Source organism: Serratia sp. HMSC15F11 (assembly GCF_001808215.1).
GTDB classification, from domain to species: Bacteria; Pseudomonadota; Gammaproteobacteria; order Enterobacterales; family Enterobacteriaceae; genus Serratia; species Serratia nevei.
In genome coordinates this window covers 60,587-82,659 of the sequence record NZ_KV792444.1, presented here as the reverse complement: position 1 = coordinate 82,659, position 22,073 = coordinate 60,587, and the positions used below count along the sequence as shown (strand labels likewise).

Sequence of the window (22,073 nt, the reverse complement as noted above, 5' to 3'; positions counted from 1 at the left end):
GATGAAGATGGCACTCCCTTTGACGTTGAACCGCGCAATGTGCTGAACCGAGTGTGGCAGCGTTTGCGTCAGCGCGGGCTTTCCCCCGTGGTAGCGGTAGAGTTGGAGTTCTATCTCATCGATCGTCAACGCGACGCGGAGGGCTATCTGCAGCCGCCGTGCGCGCCGGGCACGCAAGAGCGCAACACTCAAAGCCAGGTGTATTCCGTCGATAACCTGAACCATTTCGCCGACGTGCTGAGCGAGATCGACGAACTGGCGCGTTTGCAGGGCATTCCGGCGGACGGCGCGGTGGCGGAGGCGTCGCCGGGGCAGTTCGAAGTCAACCTGCACCATACCGACGACGTGCTGCAGGCCTGCGATCACGCGCTGGCGCTGAAGCGGCTGGTGCGCATGGTGGCCGAGAACCACAACATGCAGGCGACCTTTATGGCCAAGCCGTATGAGGAGCACGCCGGCAGCGGCATGCACGTGCACATCAGCATGCTGAACGCGCAGGGCAACAACGTGTTCGCCGACGACGATGGCGAAGACTCGGTGCTGCTGAAACAGGCGCTGGCGGGCATGATCGCCCTGATGCCGTCTTCGATGGCGCTGCTGGCGCCGAACGTCAACGCCTACCGCCGCTTCCAACCCGGCATGTATGTGCCGACCCAGGCCTCCTGGGGGCATAACAACCGCACCGTGGCGCTGCGCATTCCCTGCGGCGATCGCGATAACCACCGCGTGGAGTACCGCGTGGCGGGTGCCGACGCCAACCCTTATCTGGTGATGGCGACCATTCTGGCCGGCATCGTCTACGGCCTGGAAAGCGCGTTGCCGCTGCCTGAGCCGGTGACCGGCAACGGGCTGGAGCAGGACGGGCTGCCGTTCCCGATTCGCCAGAGTGACGCACTGTACGAGTTCGAACATCAGCCGGTGCTCAATGCACTGCTGGGCGAACGCTTCAGCCATGTCTACCTGGCCTGCAAAACCGATGAGCTGGTGCAGTTCGAGCGCCTGATCACCGAAACCGAAATCGAGTGGATGCTGAAAAACGCCTGATCCCGCTCACCCTGCGACGACCGCGCGCGTCCGGCGCATTTCATCGGCTCTCCTGTGGCCGGTGAGGCTGCGCGCTGCGGTACAGAATTTCTTCTATCACGGCGTACAGGACGCCGACGAGGAAATAACCATGACTCAGTCATCCCCCTGCGCAGACGTTTGCCTGTGCCGCAGTACCTACGGGCCGGTCGCCGGCCGCCCGACATTGACCCCAACCCGTTTTTCCCGCCGCCTGAGCAGCAGTTTCCCCGCGGCCTCTCTGAATGACGTTGCACGGTTGACAGCAGAGGACCAAGAGGGGAAATGCCATGACGATTAAAGCCATCGACGGCGGCCCGGCGGGCAAACCGCAGCTGCGCAAATCCCTCAAGCTGTGGCAGGTGGGGGTGATGGGCCTGGCCTATCTGACGCCGATGACGGTGTTCGATACCTTCGGCATCGTCTCCGGCCTCACCGACGGCCATGTGCCGACCTCCTATCTGCTGGCGCTGGCCGGCGTGCTGTTTACCGCCATCAGCTACGGTAAACTGGTGCGCCAGTTTCCTACCGCCGGCTCCGCCTACACCTATGCGCAGAAGGCGATCAACCCGCACGTCGGTTTTCTGGTGGGGTGGTCATCGCTGCTCGATTATCTGTTCCTGCCGATGATCAACACGCTGCTGGCGAAGATTTACCTGACCGCGCTGTTCCCGGAAGTGCCGCCCTGGGTGTGGGTGGTGGGCTTCGTTATCTTGATTACCGCCATCAACCTGAAAAGCGTCAATCTGGTGGCCAACTTCAATACCCTGTTCGTACTGGCGCAGGTCGCGATCATTCTGGTGTTCATCTACCTGGTGGTGCGCGGCCTGCACAACGGCGAGGGGATGGGCACGGTGTGGAGCCTGCGGCCGTTCCTCAGCGAGAATGCGCACCTGCTGCCGATCATTACCGGCGCCACTATCCTGTGCTTCTCGTTCCTCGGCTTCGATGCGGTCACCACGCTGTGCGAAGAGACGCCCGACGCCGCCAAGGTGATCCCGCGCGCCATCTTCCTGACCGCGCTGTACGGCGGGGTGATCTTTATCAGCGTGTCGTTCTTTATTCAGCTGTTTTTCCCGTCCATTCAACGCTTCCACCAGCCCGATGCCGCGCTGCCGGAGATCGCGCTGTACGTAGGCGGCAAGCTGTTCCAGTCGATCTTCCTGTGCGTGACCTTCATCAACACGCTGGCCTCCGGCCTGGCGTCGCACGCCAGCGTGTCGCGCCTGCTGTACGTGATGGGGCGCGATAACGTGTTCCCGGAGAAATTCTTCGGTTACATCCACCCTAAATGGCGCACGCCGGCGCTCAACGTGCTGATGGTCGGGCTGGTGGCGCTATCTGCGTTGTCATTCGATCTGGTGACTGCCACGGCGCTGATCAACTTTGGCGCGCTGGTGGCCTTTACCTTCGTTAACCTGTCGGTGATCAGCCACTTCTTCATTCGCGAAGGGCGCAACAAAAGCTGGAAGGATCGTTTCAACTTCCTGTTCCTGCCGCTGGTGGGGGCGCTGACGGTGGGCGTGCTGTGGCTGAACCTGGAGAAGAGCTCGCTGACCATGGGATTGATCTGGGCGACGCTGGGCTTCGGCTATTTAGCCTGGCTGACCCGGCGTTTTCGCCAACCGCCGCCGCAGCTGGAGCGGCAACCGCAGCAATAAATTCACAGGCGGGAGTTTCCCGCCTTTCTTTTTGGCGCGTGCAGCAGTAGAGTGAAAAACCTGATAAAAAATAACCTATTGGACCTACCTTATGCCCGCTTTGCCCTCGCGTACCCGCGCCACGCTGTTCGGTTTATTGGCCATTGTGCTGTGGAGCAGCGTCGTCGGCCTGATCAGAAGCGTCAGCGAAGGGCTGGGGCCTGTCGGCGGCGCGGCGATGATCTACAGCGTCAGCGCGGCGTTCTTGCTGGTGGCGCTCGGCGTGCCGAAATGGCGCAGCTTTCCGCGGCCTTATCTCATCGTCGGCAGCCTGCTGTTCGTCAGCTACGAGATCTGCCTGTCGCTGTCGCTCGGCTACGCCAATACCCGCCTGCAGGCGATAGAAGTGGGCATGATCAACTACCTGTGGCCCTGTTTCACCGTGTTGATGGCGTTGGCGCTCAACGGGCAAAAGGCCAAATGGTGGCTGCTGCCGGGGCTGCTGCTGTCGCTGTTCGGCATCGGCTGGATCATGAGCGGCGAGGGCGGCTGGTCGCCGGCGCAAATGCTGGCCAACGTGCGCAGCAATCCGCTCAGCTACGGGCTGGCGTTCAGCGGTGCGGTGATCTGGGCGCTGTACTGCAACCTGACCAAGAAGATCGCCCAGGGCAGCAACGGCGTGGTGCTGTTTATCGTGCTGACCGCGCTCGCGCTGTGGCTGAAGTATGCCTTCAGCGCGGAAAGCGGCATGCAGTTCAGCCTCGGCGTGACCGTGACGCTGCTGTGCGCCGGGGTGGCGATGGGAGCGGGGTATGCCGCCTGGAACGTCGGCATTCTGCACGGCAACATGACGCTGCTGGCCACCGTCTCTTATTTTACCCCGGTGCTGTCGGCGGTGTTCGCCGCGCTGGTATTGCACACCTCGCTGACCGCCAATTTTTGGCAGGGCGTGGCGATGGTTACCCTCGGCTCGTTGATCTGCTGGCGGGCAACTCGCGGAAATTAACGGAAATTATCCGCCGTCGGCGCAATGTTGAACTAGAATTTAACTAGCCATGTTGCCTGAAGGAACGACGATGATGAGAAGCGACATTCAATTTATTCAACAACCCGAAATCGACGTGCATCACTATGAGCGCGGCGATACCGTGCGCCTGACCACGGCGAATCTGCGGCATGAATATCAGCTCGACGTTTATATTTTGCGTCGCGACGACAAGCTGATTTATGGTTCGGTCGTTGCGGCGGCGCCCAAGACCGACATTCCGGTCGCCAGCTGGGAGGTGAAAAACGGCGAGGAGGTGGCGTTCCGCCAGGAAAATATCGCCAAGGCGGTGCCGGCGGTGAACTGATTTGACGTTCCGCACTTTCTCCTCATTCTGATGAAGGCCGACGTTTATACGTCGGCTTTTTCTTTTCCACGACGCAATGGTGACCAGATGACGCCCTGATGTCATTTGGCTCAAAAACTGCGCTAAAAAACGCGGTGCATGACAAAAATCACAGCGAATGTGAATTTGCATGAAACATAATTTGACAAATGTGAACGCAATCGATTACCTATTCGCGAAATGCGTAACTGGATCACAGATTCTTACAGTCAGTGGTTTCTATAATGCGCGCGTCATCCGAGTTTCTGTGTGAAGACAACGCCAGGTGTCGGCAGACTCATTGTCATCTTTTCTAAACGGGCAGGAAATGGCCCTTTAAGCATGTGGTAATAAAATGAAAAAAATAGCTCTCGCAGCAGGTGTACTGCTCGCAGCGTCTTACAGTGCATCATCAATGGCTGATAGCAAAGACAGTCAATACGTCTCCGACTGGTGGCACCAGAGCGTTAACGTGGTGGGCAGCTACCACACCCGCTTCGGACCGCAGCTGAACAACGACGTGTATCTCGAATACGAAGCCTTCGCCAAGAAAGACTGGTTCGATTTCTACGGCTACGTTGACGTGCCGAAGTTCTTCGGCGTGGGCAACACCCCGGATCGCGGCATCTGGAACAAAGGTTCCCCGCTGTTTATGGAGATTGAACCGCGCTTCTCCATCGACAAACTGACCGGCACCGATCTGAGCTTCGGGCCGTTCAAAGAGTGGTACTTCGCCAACAACTACATCTATGATCTGGGCCACAACGCCGACGGCCGTCAAAATACCTGGTACATGGGTCTGGGTACCGATATCGACACCGGCCTGCCGATGAGCCTGTCGATGAACATCTATGCCAAATACCAGTGGGAAAACTACCAGGCTGCCAACGAGAACAGCTGGGACGGTTACCGCTTCAAGGTGAAATACTTCGTGCCATTGACCCAGGTATGGGGCGGCAACCTGAGCTACATCGGCTTCACCAACTTTGACTTCGGTTCCGATCTGGGCAAGGACAGCCATTGGGTTGACGGCACCGGCAAACAGGTACGCACCGGCAACTCGATCGCCTCCAGCCATATTTTGGCGCTGAATTACGATCACTGGCACTATTCTTTCGTGGCGCGTTATTTCCATAACGGCGGCCAGTGGCAGGATGGCGCGGATATCGGCACCCCGCAGGGCCCGATCAAGTCTACCGGTTGGGGTTATTACCTCGTGGTCGGCTATAACTTCTGATTTTCCGTGTTATCAGAAACAGAAAACCCCGCCTGGCGGGGTTTTTTTCGTCATCACTGGGCTTGTTCGACCGGGAGATGCTTCACCGGCATAAACAGCCTGCCTTTGATCACGTGACATTCATTATTTATCCAACTAATGATTTGTTCACGGCTGACGCCTTCCGACTGCGCGTACCGATGAAGATCGCCGTTAAAGTGCCGAGTGATGTATTCCATGAGGGTCATTTGCACGTCTTTTGCTCCTGAACGCCCACCCGTTGCCAGCCTGGCCACCGCGGGAGGTTGAGGTTTCTCAGACAGCGAATGTAAATTATCGGCAACTAAATCTCAACATAAAGCACCCTATCAGGGCGACTGCGGCGGGAAAAAGAATCCCGCACGGAGAGGCGGGAAGTGTTCGCTATTATCATTATGGATGATAAGAATAAGATTTGAGGTGCGACGAAAAAGAGCACGCTAACTCTTTTTTGTTACTTTCCCACGCTAGCGTAAGGCTTATTTTTCTTCAAGAAAAATCTGAGGTAAGTATCGGCATTTTCGAGGCGTTTTGCGTTAAAACAAGATTTTGGCGCGTCTGCCGTCTCGCGCGCCATCATCTCGGAGTTTTCCTTATACTTCGTCCGGGAACGGCCCGCTATAGTCAATAGAGTCACCCACGCAGGAATACACAACATGAACAAACGTCGTACGACCCTAACGGTGTTGGCGCTGATTGCGTCACTGGGGTTGTCATCCGCTCCGGCTCTGGCCGACAAAGGCGGCAATGGTAACGGCAACGGTAATGGCCATGGCAACAGCGGCAATCACGGCAATAACGGTAACCATGGCAACAACGGTAACAACGGCAATCACGGCAACAAAGGCAATAAAGATAAAGGCGGCTATAGGAACGACGATAATCTGGTATCAGTCAGCCTCTCGCGCGACCGCGCCCGTTCGCTGGCGCACAACTATGGCCTGACCGGCTACAGCTCGCTGCCGCCGGGCATCGCCAAAAATCTGGCGCGCGGTAAACCGCTGCCGCCGGGTATCGCCAAAAAAGTGGTGCCTTACTCGATGCTGCGCGAGCTGCCGCAGTACCCGGGGTATGAGTGGCGTATCGCCGGCGACGACCTGGTGCTGGTCGCGCTCAGCACCGCGATTGTGGCCTCCGTCATCAACGGCGTGTTCGACTAACGCCTGTCGAGCGTTATCGGGCCCCGCTGCGGCGGGGCCTTTTTATTTGCCAGCGCGGGGCGGACGTGGTGAACTTTAGGCCTGACGTTTTCACCGCATCATAAGGGAGGTGCCATGTTCAGGGCGTTATTGATCGCCTGTTGTTTGACCAGTTTTCCGGCGTTGGCGGACGGCGCTGCCGCCCTCGGCGAGCTGGTGAACCAACGGCTGTCGTTGATGAAGGACGTTGCCGGTTACAAGGCCCAGCAGCATTTGCCGATCGAAGACCTGGCGCAGGAGGCGAAGGTGTTGGCCAGCGCGCAGGCGGAGGCGGGGCGTTTGGGGCTTGAACCGGCGTCGGTGCGGCCTTTTATCGCCGCGCAGATGGACGCCGCCAAGGCGATTCAGTATCGCTATCGTGCCGACTGGCTGGCGAGCCCGGAAACCGGTTGGCAGCCGCGCCCGTTGACGCAGGTGCGCCCGCAGATTGCGCGGTTGAGCAGCCAGATATTGCAACGGCTGGCGGAGCGGCTGCGTGCCGGCCCGCTTGGCGAAGCGGATCGGGCGGCGTTTATGGCGTCGGTGGATCAGGTGAACCTCAGCGCCGCCGACAAACGGCGGCTGGCGGATGCGCTGCTGGCGGTCAAAACCGGCAGCGCAGGCTGAGCGTCAGTCGTGGCCGACGGTGCTGCGGTGGAAGGTCAGCATCCGGCTGCGGTTGGCGATGAGATCCACGTTGTAACCGCGGAAATAGAGGCAAAAGCGTTTTAACCACGGGCCGTCCTGGCACTCCACCAGCATGCGGCCCTGGCCGAGCGGGCTGAGCGTACCGGTCTGCGCCGCCGGGCCGACGCCGATATGTACCCGATCGCCACGAATTTCAAAAGCGGTGCGATAGTGCGGGTGATACCACAGCCCCTGCACATGCTTCAGGCAGTCGCCGTTGGCCGTGACCGGGAGAAAACGGCGCGCCACATGCCCGACTTCGCCCTCGACCGCTTCGCCGGTCCACTTCAATTTGATTGGCATATGGGCGGACAGCGACACCGCGTACCCGTCCTCGCCCTGATACAGCGGTTCACCGCTGCCCAGATAGGCCAGGTTGCCGTCTTTAACCTCCAGCCAGTGCGGCTCGGCCAGCGTGGCGTAGAGGCCGTCGGGGATCGCCGTGCTGCGCTGCGGCAAAGGTTCGCCCAGCAGCGCCGCCATCACCTGCAAAGCCATACCGAAACTGTCGCAGTCTTCGCGGTTGGCCACCAGCGCGACGCCGACCTGGCGATCGGGCGCCAGCAGGAAATAGGTTTTGTAACCGGCGTGGGAACCGCCGTGGCCGAGCAAGCGGCGGCGGCCCAGCGGGGTTTGCGCCAGTCCCAGGCCATAGGCGCTGAACTGGCCCTGATTGAGGCGGCGCGGGGCGCCGAGTTGCGCCAGCACGCCCTGGCCGGGGCCCTCGTCGGCCAGCAGCGTTTGCAGCCAGCGGGTGAGGGCGTGGAGGCTGCCGGTCAGGCTACCGGAGGCGGAAAGGTGCAGGCCGGCGCTGGCGTGTTGCCAGCCCTGCGGCGCCCGCCAGTAACCCGGCACCAACCCCGGGACCACGTCGAACCAGCTTTCCGGCGCCTGCATCTGTACCTGCAGCGGCCGGGCGATGTGCTGTTGCACCAGTTGGTCGAAATCATACCCTTTGCTGCGCAGCGCGGCCTCCAGCAGCCGATAGCCGGTATTGCTGTAGGCGATCTCGCTGCCCGCTTCGTAGTTCAACTTCTCCAGCCCTTCGACAAACTGCATGACCGGCTGCGCCTCGCTGACGGCGTGCAGCGAGATGCCGAGCAAGCCGAGCGTCTCGCGCACGTCGGGCAGGCCGCCGGTCATGTCCAGCGCCTGGCCGACGGTGACGTCCGCCAGCGCAGGCTGCAGGGCGGGCAGCAGTTCGCCCAGGCGCTGATCGAGCCGAATGGCGCAGCCGGTGGCGTTCAGCGCCAGCGCGGCGAAGATATGTTTGGTCACGGAGGCGTAGCGCACCACGCTGTCGACGGTGAAGGGGGTATTCTGCGCCAGATCGGCCAGGCCGGCGCAGGCGGTGGCACGGAGTTGTTCGGCGTCAAACAGGGTGATGGCGCCGCCGGGTTCGCCACGCCGTTGCCAGCCGGCCAGCAATTGTTCGGCGAGGGCGCCGGCAGCGCGCCAGTTTAACGGTGTTACAGACATAGGGCCTCCAGAGTGATGGTTTGAAACGGGCCAGCTCGGCCACACGCCGCCCGGCGCTGACGATGAGCGCGGGCTTTTCGGCTGATTGTGGCGCAGTGCGTTTTTCGTCGGCCGCTGTTTTGTGCGCTGTTTAGACCAGTCAGTGGGGAATCACGCGAAACTTTGATATAGCGCGCAGATTGCGGCTGACGTTGCGGCTAAAGGCAGGGGGAGAAACAGGCGCCCGGCGGCGCCTACAGAGGGATCAGTTGAGTTTGGCCGCGCCGTCCAACAGGCCTTCAATTATCTGCTTGAGCAGGCGCTGCAGCGAGGCGGCGCGCTGCGGTTCGAATGCGTAAGGATACTGTTCGGACATGTAGTTCACCTGCGCCAGTTCGAGCTGGATCGCATGCTGTTGCTGCTGCGGCTGCCCGTAGGCGCGGGTGATGTAACCGCCCTTGAAGCGGCCGTTCAGCACGTGGGTGTACTGCTGTTGCTGCTCGCAGCAGGCGACCAGCCGATCGCTCAGCGCCCGGGCGCAGCTTTCGCCGCCGTTGGTGCCGAGGTTGAGGTCCGGCAGCTGGCCGTCGAACAGCCGCGGGATCACCGAGGCGATGGAGTGTGCGTCGAACAGCAGCGCATAGCCGTGCCGCGCCTTGAGGCGTGCCAGTTCGTCTTGCAGCTGCTGATGATAAGGTTGCCAAATCTGCTGCAGATAGCCGGCGCGTTCTGCGTCCGTCGGCGCTTTGCCCGGCAGGAAGCTTGGGCGGCCGTCGAACAGCACGTCGGGATACAGGCCGGTAGTGGCGGTGGTGTACAGCGGCTTGTCGTCCGCCGGGCGGTTCAGATCGATGACGAAGCGCGAATAGTTGCCGACCAGCACGCTGGCGCCCATCGCCCGGGCGAAGTCGTACAGCTGCGGAATGTGCCAGTCGGTATCGGGCAGCGGGCGGGCGTCATCGGTCAGCCCGGCCTCGACCGCCGGCGTCAGTTGCGTGCCGGCGTGCGGGATGCTGATCAGCAGCGGCAGGCTGCCGCTCTGGAAGCTAAAAGGATCGCGAATGGTCATTGACGTACTTCTCCTCGGAAAATCACCGTACAGGGCAGCTGGCCGCCCAACCAATAAGCCAGTTCCGCCGGCCGCGACAGCGGCCAGTGAACGAAGTCCGCCACCTTGCCGGTTTCCAGCGTGCCGTGGCTGTGTTGCAGCCCCAGCGCTTTGGCGGCGTGGGTGGTAACGCCCGCCAACGCTTCTTCCGGCGTCAGGCGGAACAGCGTGCAGGCCATGTTGATCATCAGGCGCAGCGACAGCGCCGGCGAGGTGCCGGGGTTGGCGTCGCTGGCGATCGCCATCGCCACGTGGTGCTTGCGGAACAGCTCTACCGGCGGGCACTGGGTTTCGCGCAGCAGGTAATAGGCGCCGGGCAGCAGCACCGCCACGGTGCCGGCATCGCCCATGGCGCGGGCATCTTGTTCGGTGGCGTATTCGAGATGGTCGGCGGAGAGTGCGTGATGGCGCGCCGCCAGCGTGCTGCCGCCGAGGGCGGAGAGCTGCTCGGCGTGCAGCTTGACCGGTAGACCGGCGGCCTCGGCGGCGGCGAAGACCCGCTCCACCTGCGCCGGTGAGAACGCCAGATGTTCGCAGAAGGCGTCAACCGCATCCGCCAGCCCGGCGGCGGCCGCCTGCGGAATGATGGTATCGCAGACCAGATTGATGTAGTCGTCGGCGCGGTTGGCGTATTCCGGCGGCAGCGCATGGGCCGCCAGACAGGTGGTTTTCACCTCGACCGGCAGCAGCTCGCCCAACTTGCGCGCCACCCGCAGCATCTTCAGTTCGCTCTCCGGGCTGAGGCCGTAACCGGATTTGATCTCCACGCAGGTGACGCCTTCCGCCAGCAGCGGCCGCAGGCGGAACAGCGCCTGCTCCAGCAGCAGCGCCTCGTCGGCCTCGCGGGTGGCTTTCACGGTGGAAATGATGCCGCCGCCCTGCGCGGCGATGTCGGCGTAGCTCACGCCGTTCAGCCGCTGTTCGAACTCGCCGCTGCGGTTGCCGCCGAACACCAGGTGCGTGTGGCAGTCAACAAAGCCGGGGGTGATGATGCCGCCGTCGAATTTCACCGTTTCGTCCGCGATCAGGCCGGGCGGCAGCGCCGCATGTTCGCCAATCCAGACGATCTTGCCGTCGCGTACGGCGATCGCGCCGTCGGTCAGGGTGTGATAGTTGCCGTCGCGCATGGTGACGATATCGGCGCCGTGCCACAGGCTGTCACAGTGAATCTCAGACGTCATTGCTTTCCTCCGCCGGAGCCGCAGCTCCCACATGGTTGTATATACAATTAAAAACAACCTAACGCATTCACCGGGATGTCACAAGAGGCGGGAGAGATTTTGTTATCAGGATGTGATCGACCGCGGAGATGCGGGCGCAGGGCGCGCCCGCCGGGAATCAGACTTCGCTGGTGAAGCGGCCGAACAGTTGATAACGGCTGCCGGGGTACAGCAGCCGGGCCGAGGTCACCACGGTTTTGCCGGACCAGGTGCGGCGATGGATCAGCAGGCCGGGTTCGTGGTCTTCCAGCTGCAGCAGCTCGCGCTCGCGCAGGGTGGGGATCACCGCTTCGACGATGTGCTCGCCGGCGGTCAGCGGCGCGGCCTGCGTCAGATAGGTATAAGGCGTGACGCGGTCGAAATCCTGCTTCAGGTAATCCGGCGCCACCAGCGGGTTGACGCAGCGGTCTTCCACCTGCACCGGCACATCGTTTTCGTAATGCACGATCTGCGAGTAGAACAGCCGTTGGCCGGGTTGAATGCCCAACGCCGTCGCTTCTTCCTCGCTGGCCGCTCGGGCCTTCAGCTCGAGGATCTTGCTGCTGTGGCGATGGCCGCGCGCGGCGATCTCATCGGCGATGTTGTGCACTTCCAGCAGCGCGGTATGCGCTTTGGCTTCGGCGACGAAGGTGCCGACGCCCTGCATGCGAATCAAAAAACCTTCGCTGGTCAGCTCGCGCAGCGCGCGGTTGATGGTCATGCGGCTGACGCCCAGTTCCGCCACCAGTTCACTTTCGGAGGGCACGCGCTGGTGCGGTTGCCAATGCCCCGCACGGATTTGATTCACGATCGCCTGTTTGACCCGTTGGTAGATCGGGGCGGGGGCATCGCTCATTGCAGCCGCCAGTTGTAACACGGTCTGTTGTTCAGCCACGACGTTAACCTCGTCAAATAAAAAAATAATAACACCAGTTTACTGTTGATGTCGGCGTATGTATATGTATATACAACTAGTGGCCGTCGCGCCAGAAACTTGCCGGCGACCGCCAAAAATTCCTGAATGCGCGCCATCGCCGCGCCTCATTCGCCGTTACACCAACAGTGGAATACTGCCATGCCTGCTTATTTTGCCCCACGCGCTTTGCTCCCAGAGGGCTGGGCGCATAACGTCCGGCTGGACGTCGATGCGCAAGGTTATCTGACTCAAGTTATCGCCGACGCTGAACCGCAAGGCTGCATCCGGCTGCACGGCGATGCGGTGCCGGGCATGCCGAACCTGCACTCCCACGCTTTCCAGCGCGCGATGGCCGGGCTGGCGGAAGTGGCGGGCAACCCGCAGGACAGCTTCTGGACCTGGCGCGATCTGATGTACCGCCTGGTGCAGCGCCTGACGCCGGAGCAGGTGGAGGTGGTCGCCCGTCAACTGTATATCGAAATGCTCAAGGGCGGATACACCCAGGTGGCCGAATTCCACTACCTGCATCACGACGCCGACGGTAAGCCTTACGCCGATCGCGGTGAAATGACCGGCCGCCTCAGCGAGGCCGCGCATCAGGCCGGCATCGGCATGACGATGCTGCCGGTGCTGTACAGCTACGCCGGTTTCGGCGCGCAACCGGCGCAGCCGGGGCAGAAACGTTTTATCCAGGATACCGAAAGCTATCTGCACCAGCAGCAGGTGATTGCCCGCCAGCTGGCGGATCGTCCGTTGCAGAATCAGGGGCTGTGCTTCCATTCGCTGCGTGCGGTGGAGCTGGGCCAGATGCAGCAGATTTTGGCCGCGTCGGATCGCACTTTGCCGGTGCATATTCATATCGCCGAGCAGCAAAAAGAGGTGAACGACTGCCTGGCGTGGAGCGGGCAGCGCCCGGTGGCCTGGCTGTATGATCATCTGCCGGTCGATCAGCGCTGGTGTCTGGTGCATGCCACCCATCTGGATCGCGATGAGCTGGAAGCGCTGGCGCGCAGCCGCGCGGTGGCCGGCCTGTGCCTGACCACCGAAGCCAACCTCGGCGACGGCATTTTCCCCGGCGACGCTTACCTGCAGCGGCAGGGGCGCTGGGGCATCGGTTCCGACAGCCACGTTTCGCTCAACGTGGTGGAAGAACTGCGCTGGTTCGAATACGGCCAGCGGCTGCGCGATCAGCGCCGCAACCGTCTGACGACGCCGGAACAGTCGGCGGTGGGCGATGTGCTGTACCTGCAGGCGCTGCAGGGCGGCGCGCAGGCGTGCGGCGCGCCGATCGGCCGATTGCAGAGCGGCTATCGCGCCGACTGGCTGGTGCTGGACGGCGACGACCCGTATCTGGCGGCGGCGCCGGACGCCTCGATCCTCAACCGCTGGCTGTTCGCCGGCGGCAAAGCGCAAATTCGCGACGTGTTCGTCGGCGGCCGGCAGGTGATCGAGCAGGGGCGGCACGCGCTGCAGCAGCAGAGCAGCGCCGAGTTCCTGCAGGTGTTGAAAACCTTTCAGCAGGAGGCGTAATGAGCCTGACCCGTTTTAGCTTCGCCGCGCTGCCGGTCAGCCCGTGGCGCAACGGCGGTGGGGAAACCCGTGAAATTGTCAGCTGGCCCCCGGGCGCGCAGGATTTTGACTGGCGCGCCAGCATCGCTACCATCGCGCAGGACGGGCCGTTTTCCGCCTTTACGGGCATCGACCGCTCGATCACTTTGCTGGAAGGCGACGGCGTGCGGCTGTTCAGCGCCGGGCATATCGACCATCAATTGGCTCGCGTCGGGGAACCGTTCGCGTTCTCCGGCGACGTGGCGCTGGAAGCGACGCTGCTGGGCGGCGCCAGTCAGGATTTCAACATCATGACGCGCCGCGGCCGGCAGGCGGCCGAGGTGCGGCGCAGCACGGCGCCTGTCACCCTGCTATCCCACCAGGCGGGCGTGCTGTATGTGCTGAGCGGGGTCTGGTCGCTGCCGGGGGGCGGCGAACTGCGGGCGCGCGAGGGCGTCTGGTGGGCGGCGCAGACGGTGGGCGGTGAAGTGGCGCCGCTGACGGCCGACGGCGCTCTCCTGTGGGCGAACATCACAGCCTGCTAACGCAGAGTAGAGTCCTGCGCCCGGTTATGGGATTATTCACTTTTTCCCATTAATCATCATAAAGAAGGGCGCATGGCTTCGCTGAAAGACGTCGCAAAACTTGCCGGAGTCTCGTTGATGACGGTGTCCCGCGCCATCAATGAACCCGGCAAGCTGCGGCCGGAAACCTACCGCCGCGTCAAACAGGCTATCGACCAGTTGGACTACGTGCCGGATCTCTCGGCGCGGCGTATTCGCGGTGACGGAAATCGCGTGCAGACGCTCGGCGTGCTGGCGCTGGACACCGCCACGACGCCGTTCTCGGTGGAAATGATCCTGTCGATTGAGAAAACCGCGCGCGAGCGAGGCTGGAACAGCTTCGTCGTCAACCTGTTTGCCGACGACAACGCCGAACAGACCGTCGATCTGCTGCTGGCGCATCGTCCTGATGGGGTGATCTTCACCACGATGGGGCTGCGTGAGGTGACGTTGCCGGCCAAACTGCTGGACAAAAAGCTGGTGCTGGCCAACTGCGTCAGCCCGGCACATTCGATCGCCAGCTACATTCCTGATGACGAGCAAGGGCAGTATGACGCCACGCGCGCGCTGATCGCCAAAGGCTATCGCGCGCCACTGTGCATTCATTTACCGGCGGATACGCTGGCGGCGGGCCTGCGCCGTCGCGGTCTGGAACGCGCCTGGCGCGAAGCGGGGCGCGATGTTGAACAGCTGCGGCAGTATCATCTCGAACTGAGCGGCGGCGACCAAAGCTATCGCGACTGTGTCGCGCTACTGGAGCGGCATTTCTCTGCAGGAAGGCGCGATTGCGATGTCGTGGTGTGCGGGAACGATCGGATAGCCTTTCTGGTGTATCAGGTATTGCTGGCGCAAGGATGGCGGATACCGCAACAGGTAGCGGTGCTGGGTTACGACAATATGGTCGGCACCGGCGAGCTGTTCCTGCCGGCATTGACGACGGTGCAGCTGCCGCATTACGAGCTGGGCCGCCTTGCGGCGCTGCATGTGATTGAGCAGCGGGAGCCGCGTGAGACGGTGAAAGTGCCTTGCCCGCTGTTGGAGCGTGGTTCGCTGTAAGCGCACCGGGTGCGTCGCTCTGCGCCCGGTGCTCATTCCCATTATCCCCAGAGGCTTGCCAACTGCCATCCCGTGATGGGCTCAAACTGTGCCCGGCCGCCTTCGGCGAACAGGCTGAGGCGGCGATCGCCCGCCGTCGGATAAATTCGGCTGGTCAGGCAGGCCTGCCCCTGATTGACGAAGATCTCCAGCGATGAGCGATCAATGAAGATCCGTAGCGACAGGCTGTCACCTTCTGGCAGCGGCACGCTGCGGCAGGTGCACAGGGCGCGGTTTTCATGAAAACGTTCCAGCACCAGCCGGTGCGCCTGATTGTCGACGAACAGCCGCGCCGGACTCCCGATGGCCAGACCGTAGCGCTCGGCGTCGTTGTCGGCCGGTCTCAACGTCAGGGTGAGTTCCTGCACGTCGTCCGCCAGCGGCCGCTGCTGATTGGTCAGCGTCTGTGCCAAAAAGGTGTGCGATTCTCGGCGCAGCGCCGTCAGTTCACGCGCCGGGTTCATGCGGAGGCTGCCGTCGGCGGCCAGCGTCAGCTCACGCGGCAGGGTGAGGGCGCCGGCCCAACGGTGCGCTTTGCTGGGCATCGGGGATTCCCACATATCCATCCAGGCAAACAGCAGCCGACGGCCGTCGGCGGCGGTGAAGGTCTGCGGCGCATAGAAATCGTGGCCGGCATCCAGCTCGCAGAAGGGTTGGGTCACCCTAAAGTCGCTGTCAGGCCGCCAGTGGCCGAGCAGATAGCCGCTCTGGAAGCGATTGCGGTAGCGGTAGCCCTGTGCCGCCAGCCCCTGCGGTGAGAACAACAACAGGTGTTGTTCCCCCAGCGGGAAGAAATCCGGGCATTCCCACATATACCCTTGATGCGCCGCCTGCGCACCGGCCAGCACTCGGTCGAAGCGCCAGGCGCGCAGGTCTGCAGAACGGTACAGGCGCACCTGGCCCAGGCCGTTTTCTTTGGCTCCGACCACCAGCCACCATTCGCCGTTCTCGCGCCAGACTTTCGGATCGCGGAAATGCTGAATGCAGTCCGGCGCGGCCAGCACCGGCCCGTGCTTGACGAAGCCTAGGCCGTCTTCGCTGGTGGCCAGACATTGCACTTCCCGCACCTGGCTGTCGTCGCCGGGCTCGCCCAGCCACACGTGGCCGGTGTAAATCAGCGTCAGCACGCCGTTGTCATCCACGGCGCAGCCGGAAAAGCAACCGTCTTTGTCATAGGGCGTATCGGGCGCCAGGGCGATGGGCTGGTGCTGCCAGCGGATCAGATCGCGGCTGGTCGCGTGCCCCCAGTGCATGGGGCCCCAGTGCTCGCTATAGGGGTGATGCTGGAAGAAGGCATGATAGACGCCGTCAATACAGATCAGGCCGTTGGGATCGTTGATCCAGCCGGCGGGCGGCGCGAGATGGAACTGCGGGTAGTATTCGTCTCGGCGCTCTGCGCGCAGGGCTTCGACCGCATGGTCGGCTTGAGCTAAGGCAGTGTTCATTGGACAGACTCACTTGATTTAATGGCGGATTGTAAGGGGGTTGCGCTGGCGGAACGTTCGCCGCGCAGCAGGAAACAGGAGACAAGCGTCGTAGCGGCGACCGCGCACCCCATCAGTAGATAGGTGTCGGCAAAGCCGATGCGGTCATAACCGTAGCCCGCCAGCGGCGACAGGAAGCTGGCCATCACCTGGGTGATGAACTGAAAGCCCACCAGGTAAAGCGTTGAGGAGAGGCGACTGTCGAAGCGGCTGGCGATGTATTTGAAGATAGCGATCAGCAGGATCGGCAACTCTACGGCGTGCAGCAGTTTCATGGCGGAGATCATCAATGCGCCGCTGACCAAGCCTGAGCCGAACATGCGCAGCGCCATCACGCCACCGGCCAGCAACAGCCCCTGTTTGGCGCCGATGCGGTTCACCAGCAGCGGCGCCAGGAACATGCCGCCGGCTTCGAGGAAGACCTGCAGCGAGTTGAGGAAGCCGTACATCTCGTTGCCCTGTTCGCGAGAAGCGAACTGCGAGGCGAAGTAGACCGAAAATTGCTGATCGAAAACGTTGTACACGCTGATACCGAGCACAAACACCACCAGCGCCCAGAAGCCCGGCATACGCAGCAGCGCCAGCGCATCCTGCAGCCGCAGATTTTCCGGTTTGCCGAACGCCAGGCCCGCCATGGCGTTCGGCTTCAGCTCGCGCACCTGGCTGAGCAGCAACAGGAATACCAAGGCGGCGGCGGAGGCCAGCCAGAAATTGATGTTCGGATCGATATTGAAGATAAAACCGGCCAAAAAGGTGGCGCTGGCCCAGCCGAGCGATCCCCACATGCGGGCGCGGCCGAATTCGAAACCGCTGATGCGGCTGACTCGCTCGGTATAAGATTCCAGCGCGCCGATGCCGGCGAAGAAGGTGGCGCCGATAAATACCCCGCCGACCAGTGCGCCGAGCGGCAGGCTGCTGGCCAGCAGCGGGGCGTAAACGTAGATAAAGAACGGGCCGGTCAGCAGCATCACGCCGAGAAACTGCAGCAGGTGCTTGCGCAGCCCAAGTTTGTCCTGAATAAACCCGTACAGTGGCTGTGCGCACAGCGCCACCAACGAGATAGCGGAGAAGATCAGGCCGGTCTCGGCGCCTTTCAGGCCGATCTTCTGATTCAGCCACAGTGAGATCAGCGAAAAGCTGGAAGACCAGGTGAAGAAAAAGAAGAACAGCAGGCCGCTGAGCAGCACGTAATATTTTTTAGTTTCGCGGTTCATGGGTAGGGCCCCGGTGAGTGAAGTTAGCTCTATTGTTAACGTTAACTCACGAGGGGATGAAGCTAGCAGATATCACGCGTGCGATGTTAATCACAAAAGTTAACGTTAACATTTTGGCGTTGTGATCGAGGTCACGAGTTGGCAAGGGGGGGCGATGTGCCCCCGGAGGATTAACGTTCGTTCAGCGAGCGCAGATGGTCGTCGCGGCGCAGCGTCATCAGCGCAAAGAGGCTGACCACCGAGGTGGCGACCACGTAGTAGGCGGGAATGTCGATATTACCGGTCTGTTTGATGAGGCCGGTGATAATCAGCCCGGCCGAGCCGGAAAACACCGCATTGGACAGCGAGTAAGCCAGCCCCAAGCCGGTATAACGCACCCGGGTCGGGAACATCTCCGCCAGCATCGCCGGGCCGGGGCCGGCCAGCAGGCCGACCACGGCACCGGCGATCATGACCGCCAGCCCTTTGGCCCACAGTGAACTTTGCGCATCCTGCAACAGGTGCAACAGCGGGAAGGTGAACAGGATCACCGCCGCCACCGCCGTCAGCATCACCGTTTTACGCCCCAGTTTGTCGCTGATGATGCCCGCCGGCAGAATGGTCAGGGCGAAACCGACGTTGGCCAGCACCGTCGCCACCAGCGCCTGCTGGAAGGTGGCGTGTAATGAAGTTTGCAAATAGGAAGGCATCACCACCAGGAAGGTATAGCCGGCGGCCGACCAGCCCATCATGCGGCCGATGCCGATCAGAATGGTTTTCACCACGCCGCCCAGCTTCGCTTCCGGCGGCGCGGCGGCGTGTTCCGCCTGTTGCTGCGCCTGGGTGAACGTGGGCGTTTCCTCGAGCTTGAGCCGCAGCCACAGCGCCACGGCGCCCATCGGCAGCGCCAGCAGGAAGGGAATGCGCCAGCCCCAGTCATGCAGCTGCTGCGCGCTGAGCAGCGCGGCCAGCAGCGCCACCAGCCCAGCGCCGGCCAGCAGGCCGAGCGCGACGGTCAGCGACTGCCAGGCGCCGAACAGCCCACGCTTGCCCTTCGGGGCGAACTCGGTCATCAGCGACACGGCGCCGCCGAATTCGCCGCCGGCGAACAGCCCCTGAAACATGCGCAGCAGCGTCAGCAGCAGCGGGGCGGCGACGCCGATCGAGGCATAGGTCGGCATAACGCCGATCAGCGCGGTGGCTAGCGTCATCAGCAGCAGAACCGCAATCAGCGTCGGGCGACGACCGATGCGATCGCCGATGCGGCCGAAGATCACCGCGCCGATCGGCCGACAGAAAAACGCCAGCGCGAAGGCGGCGTAGGTGAGGATCAGGCTGGTGATTTCATTTTCACCCTGCAGCGTGAAAAAATTGGCGGCGATAACGGTGGCCAGGAACCCGTACACCCCGAACTCATACCATTCGATAAAGTTGCCGACCGAGCCGGCCAGCAACGCCTGACGCGAGCGGCGCGCGTCGAGAGTCTGTTGATTCATCCCCGTTCCCATACTTTTGAATTATTGTTCGTCAGTTCTAAATTTATACGACAAAACAATCAATTGATTTCAGCGGGAACTGTGAGGCGATCAGCGCATGCCGTCTGTACGCCACCATTCGGGGCAAACATCGGCGAACGCATGTGAGGTCGGGCGCAACTCCGGCAGATTGGCCCGATCGAAGCTGCCGGTGGCCAGCGCCACCGTCGGCTCGTCGTCGATCGCCCCCAGCGTGCTGCCGCAGCGCGGGCAAAAGGCGCGGCTGGAATAGGGTGAAGAACGGTATAGGGCCGGCATGCCGCCCGGCCCGTTCCACTCGACGGCCTGACGCGGAAATTCGACCCAGCAGAGCGTCGGCGCGCCGGAGTGGCGGCGGCAAAAATCGCAGGAACAGCTGTGTGGGTTGCCTGGCAGGCCGTGCGCCTGAAAGCGAATATGCCCGCACAGGCAGCCGCCGCTATAGCAGGGATTTTCCATGATGTCTCCGTCATGAGCGCAGGGGAAAACGATGAAAATCACTATAGCAATATCGCGAAAAATTAACAGGTTCCCGCTGATGCATTACCAGAGCAACGGCGCCGGTTCGCGGCCGTTTTCGGCGTAGTACAGCGACGGCAGGAACTGCGCCAGATAGCTGAACTCGTTGTAGCAGTGGCGCATTAGGTTAAAGCCGATGTCGTCCGGCAGCTCGTCGTGGGCGTTGGCGCAGGCTTTGCCCAGCAGGAAGCGGCTGCGCAGCACGCAGCCATAGGGCGTGTCGCGCACCAGATGCAGCATCTCGCCGTCGCAGGGATCGCCGTTGTCATCCAGCGCCACCTGGTCACCGAAGCCGATGCGCGCGCAAACGGCGGCGGAGAGCGCCTGCGCGTCGCGCGCCTGGCGCAGCGGCTGCGGGGCGAAGAAGTCCTCGGCGGCGTGAAACTTGAGGCGCGCCGCGACCGGCGGCAGCTCCGCCAGCCACTCGACCGCTTCGATACTGGCGCCGACGTAGCTTTCCCCCTTTTTCCAGTGGCGATCCCAGCCGCGGTGTTCGACGTGATCGTGCGGGTGCCACCAGTTGATGTGCTGCGTGTTCTCAAAGAAGGTGAACCACCAGTCCAGCATGCGCCCCTTGCAGCCGTGCAGATCGGTACGGACCGCGACGGTTAGCAAACCGTCGGCGCTGCGACTCAGCCCCATCTCCAGCCGCAGCGGTTCAGGTTTGAGCAACTCGTTGATATCGTTAACGCCCCACGGCGCCAGCAGGGAAGGATGTGTCATAATGGGTTCCTATTTTATTTTGGAAACGAATTGTGTTTCCAAAATAAAACTATGCCGCTATGCTGAGTCTGTCAATGCTTGTGAGGAATAAATATGGCGAACCCGAATGACGAACCGCTGCGTGCTCGCGGCCGGCCGGCCACGCCGGAAACGGCACTGCGCGCCGCGTTGGCGCAGGCGACGCTGGCGCTGTTGCTCGACGGCGGCTATGCCGCGGCAACGGTGGATGCGGTGGCGAAACGCGCCGGGGTGGCTAAAAAAACCCTGTATCGCTTTGCCGCCAACCGCGACGAACTGGTGGCGCAGGTGGTAAGCGGTTGGACCGAGGCGTTTCAGCCGGCCTTCGCCCAAGATGCCGGGCAGCGGGCGGCGGTTGCGCCGCTGTTGGAAAAAGGGCTGCAGGCCATCGCGCAGCAGGTGCTGAGTGCGGAAGCGGTGGGCATGTTCCGGCTGCTGCAAAGCGAATTTCCGGGGCGCGAGGGGTTGCTGGAGAGCTACCAGCGCAACGGTATTCAGCGCGGCCGGGCGACGGTGGCGGACTGGCTGCAGCGCCAGCAGCAGTGCGGGTGGCTGCGTGAGCGCGACTGGGCGCAAACCAGCGACCTGCTGTTGGCGATGACCATCGCCGAACCGCTGCGGCAGATGACGCTGGGGCTGTTGCCGCCGGGCAGCGCGATCGACGAGCGCATCGCGGCGGCGGTGGCGCTGGTGATGCCGGGTTTGCTGGGAGAGGAGTGAAAACAAAAAAGGGCCGACGAATCGGCCCTTGAGCGGGGGAATGCCGTTACCGTTTAGGCCCGGCGTTCACCAGTTTTTCGCCCGCCGGGGTGACGGTATATTTGGCGAAGTTATCGATAAAGCGCTGCGCCAGATCCTGCGCTTTTTCCTGCCACAACGATTCGTCGGCATAGGTTTTGCGCGGATCGAGAATCGACGGATCGACGCCCGGCAGCGCGGTCGGCACGTCCAGCCCGAAGATCGGCAGCGTGAAGGTCTCGGCCTGCTCAATGTCGCCATTCAGAATGGCGTCGATGATGCCGCGCGTATCTTTGATCGAGATGCGCTTGCCGGTACCGTTCCAGCCGGTGTTGACCAGGTAAGCCTGGGCGCCGGCGGCCTCCATGCGTTTCACCAGCACTTCGGCGTACTGCGTCGGGTGCAGCGACAGGAACGCGGCGCCGAAGCAGGCGGAGAAGGTTGGCGTCGGCGCGGTGATGCCGCGCTCGGTGCCGGCCAGCTTGGCGGTGAAGCCGGACAGGAAGTGGTACTGGGTTTGCTCAGGCGTCAGGCGCGATACCGGCGGCAGTACGCCGAAGGCGTCGGCGGTCAGGAAGATGATCTTGCGCGCATGGCCGGCTTTAGACACCGGCTTGACGATGTTCTCGATGTGATAAATCGGATAGGAGACGCGGGTGTTCTCGGTCTTGCTGGCGTCGTCGAAGTCGATGCTGCCGTCGGCCAGCACGGTGACGTTTTCCAGCAGCGCATCGCGGCGGATCGCCTGATAGATTTCCGGCTCCGCCTGCGGCGACAGCTTGATGGTCTTGGCGTAGCAGCCGCC

At 62.2% G+C, this 22,073-nt stretch carries 22 protein-coding genes; 11 read left to right on the top strand and 11 right to left on the bottom strand.

The window, feature by feature from the left end; all coding sequences use genetic code 11:
• From HMPREF3138_RS09735 to HMPREF3138_RS09715, 5 genes are all read left to right on the top strand, one after another.
• Positions 1–1,044: glutamine synthetase family protein (locus HMPREF3138_RS09735; RefSeq protein ID WP_038877726.1), on the top strand; the 1,044-nt coding region annotated here is incomplete at its 5' end.
• Positions 1,045–1,352: 308 nt separating this feature from the next.
• A complete protein-coding gene (locus tag HMPREF3138_RS09730; RefSeq protein ID WP_070558949.1) occupies positions 1,353–2,723 on the top strand; it encodes an APC family permease in 1,371 nt (456 codons plus the stop codon).
• A gap of 91 nt (positions 2,724–2,814) precedes the next feature.
• The gene (yddG, locus tag HMPREF3138_RS09725; RefSeq protein WP_038877724.1) at positions 2,815–3,708 is read left to right on the top strand and encodes an aromatic amino acid DMT transporter YddG; all 894 of its coding nucleotides are present in this window, start codon (positions 2,815–2,817) and stop codon (positions 3,706–3,708) included.
• A gap of 73 nt (positions 3,709–3,781) precedes the next feature.
• A complete protein-coding gene (locus HMPREF3138_RS09720; RefSeq protein ID WP_004941292.1) occupies positions 3,782–4,054 on the top strand; it encodes a hypothetical protein in 273 nt (90 codons plus the stop codon).
• A gap of 373 nt (positions 4,055–4,427) precedes the next feature.
• Positions 4,428–5,309 (top strand): nucleoside-specific channel-forming protein Tsx, encoded by an 882-nt coding sequence (locus HMPREF3138_RS09715; RefSeq protein WP_025160262.1) that lies wholly within the window; start codon positions 4,428–4,430, stop codon positions 5,307–5,309.
• A gap of 53 nt (positions 5,310–5,362) precedes the next feature.
• Here HMPREF3138_RS09715 and HMPREF3138_RS09710 read toward each other — a convergent pair whose 3' ends face one another.
• Positions 5,363–5,542 (bottom strand): hypothetical protein, encoded by a 180-nt coding sequence (locus tag HMPREF3138_RS09710; RefSeq protein WP_025160261.1) that lies wholly within the window; start codon positions 5,540–5,542, stop codon positions 5,363–5,365.
• A gap of 441 nt (positions 5,543–5,983) precedes the next feature.
• Between HMPREF3138_RS09710 and HMPREF3138_RS09705 the strand changes: the two genes are divergently transcribed.
• Positions 5,984–6,487 (top strand): anti-virulence regulator CigR family protein, encoded by a 504-nt coding sequence (locus HMPREF3138_RS09705; RefSeq protein ID WP_004941297.1) that lies wholly within the window; start codon positions 5,984–5,986, stop codon positions 6,485–6,487.
• Between the two features lie 114 nt (positions 6,488–6,601).
• On the top strand, positions 6,602–7,132 hold the full coding sequence (locus HMPREF3138_RS09700) for a chorismate mutase (protein ID WP_038877720.1): 531 nt from the start codon (positions 6,602–6,604) through the stop codon (positions 7,130–7,132).
• A 3-nt stretch (positions 7,133–7,135) separates the two neighbouring features.
• Here the strand turns inward: HMPREF3138_RS09700 and HMPREF3138_RS09695 are convergent, their stop codons facing one another.
• The 4 genes from HMPREF3138_RS09695 to hutC all read right to left on the bottom strand — a co-directional run bounded on the left by HMPREF3138_RS09695 (position 7,136) and on the right by hutC (position 11,852).
• A complete protein-coding gene (locus HMPREF3138_RS09695) occupies positions 7,136–8,671 on the bottom strand; it encodes a serine hydrolase domain-containing protein (protein WP_038877718.1) in 1,536 nt (511 codons plus the stop codon).
• Between the two features lie 244 nt (positions 8,672–8,915).
• Complete coding sequence (gene hutG, locus HMPREF3138_RS09690; RefSeq protein ID WP_038877716.1) at positions 8,916–9,719, bottom strand: N-formylglutamate deformylase; 804 nt, start codon at positions 9,717–9,719, stop codon at positions 8,916–8,918.
• The gene (gene hutI, locus HMPREF3138_RS09685; RefSeq protein WP_038877714.1) at positions 9,716–10,939 is read right to left on the bottom strand and encodes an imidazolonepropionase; all 1,224 of its coding nucleotides are present in this window, start codon (positions 10,937–10,939) and stop codon (positions 9,716–9,718) included. The genes hutG and hutI overlap by 4 nt, the downstream gene beginning before the upstream one ends.
• A gap of 157 nt (positions 10,940–11,096) precedes the next feature.
• Positions 11,097–11,852, bottom strand: coding sequence for a histidine utilization repressor (gene hutC / locus HMPREF3138_RS09680; RefSeq protein WP_038877712.1), 756 nt, complete (start codon positions 11,850–11,852; stop codon positions 11,097–11,099).
• 180 nt (positions 11,853–12,032) lie between these two features.
• Here hutC and HMPREF3138_RS09675 point away from each other — a divergent pair, with 180 nt between their 5' ends.
• The 3 genes from HMPREF3138_RS09675 (at position 12,033) to HMPREF3138_RS09665 (ending at position 15,040) form a co-directional block, all read left to right on the top strand.
• On the top strand, positions 12,033–13,403 hold the full coding sequence (locus tag HMPREF3138_RS09675; protein WP_038877709.1) for a formimidoylglutamate deiminase: 1,371 nt from the start codon (positions 12,033–12,035) through the stop codon (positions 13,401–13,403).
• Entirely contained in the window at positions 13,403–13,966 is a 564-nt protein-coding gene (locus HMPREF3138_RS09670; protein WP_038877707.1) for a HutD/Ves family protein, read from the top strand. The genes HMPREF3138_RS09675 and HMPREF3138_RS09670 overlap by 1 nt, the downstream gene beginning before the upstream one ends.
• 72 nt (positions 13,967–14,038) lie before the next feature.
• A complete protein-coding gene (locus HMPREF3138_RS09665; RefSeq protein ID WP_038877706.1) occupies positions 14,039–15,040 on the top strand; it encodes a LacI family DNA-binding transcriptional regulator in 1,002 nt (333 codons plus the stop codon).
• A 41-nt stretch (positions 15,041–15,081) separates the two neighbouring features.
• On the opposite strand, the gene HMPREF3138_RS09660 is transcribed toward HMPREF3138_RS09665, so the two are convergent.
• The 5 genes from HMPREF3138_RS09660 to HMPREF3138_RS09640 all read right to left on the bottom strand — a co-directional run bounded on the left by HMPREF3138_RS09660 (position 15,082) and on the right by HMPREF3138_RS09640 (position 20,512).
• Positions 15,082–16,524 (bottom strand): glycoside hydrolase family 32 protein, encoded by a 1,443-nt coding sequence (locus tag HMPREF3138_RS09660; RefSeq protein ID WP_070558947.1) that lies wholly within the window; start codon positions 16,522–16,524, stop codon positions 15,082–15,084.
• Positions 16,521–17,777, bottom strand: coding sequence for an MFS transporter (locus tag HMPREF3138_RS09655; RefSeq protein WP_038877702.1), 1,257 nt, complete (start codon positions 17,775–17,777; stop codon positions 16,521–16,523). Before HMPREF3138_RS09655 ends, HMPREF3138_RS09660 begins: the two co-directional genes overlap by 4 nt.
• A gap of 170 nt (positions 17,778–17,947) precedes the next feature.
• On the bottom strand, positions 17,948–19,252 hold the full coding sequence (locus HMPREF3138_RS09650) for an MFS transporter (RefSeq protein ID WP_038877699.1): 1,305 nt from the start codon (positions 19,250–19,252) through the stop codon (positions 17,948–17,950).
• Positions 19,253–19,342: 90 nt separating this feature from the next.
• Complete coding sequence (locus tag HMPREF3138_RS09645) at positions 19,343–19,729, bottom strand: GFA family protein (RefSeq protein WP_038877695.1); 387 nt, start codon at positions 19,727–19,729, stop codon at positions 19,343–19,345.
• A gap of 84 nt (positions 19,730–19,813) precedes the next feature.
• Positions 19,814–20,512: a DAPG hydrolase family protein gene (locus HMPREF3138_RS09640; RefSeq protein WP_038877693.1), complete on the bottom strand. Its 699-nt coding sequence runs from the start codon at positions 20,510–20,512 to the stop codon at positions 19,814–19,816.
• Between the two features lie 93 nt (positions 20,513–20,605).
• Between HMPREF3138_RS09640 and HMPREF3138_RS09635 the strand changes: the two genes are divergently transcribed.
• Entirely contained in the window at positions 20,606–21,250 is a 645-nt protein-coding gene (locus HMPREF3138_RS09635; protein WP_038877691.1) for a TetR/AcrR family transcriptional regulator, read from the top strand.
• Between the two features lie 46 nt (positions 21,251–21,296).
• Here the strand turns inward: HMPREF3138_RS09635 and HMPREF3138_RS27045 are convergent.
• Positions 21,297–22,073, bottom strand: a 777-nt coding sequence (locus HMPREF3138_RS27045; protein ID WP_246828715.1) for a phosphoenolpyruvate carboxykinase (ATP), incomplete at its 5' end; no start/stop codon positions are given.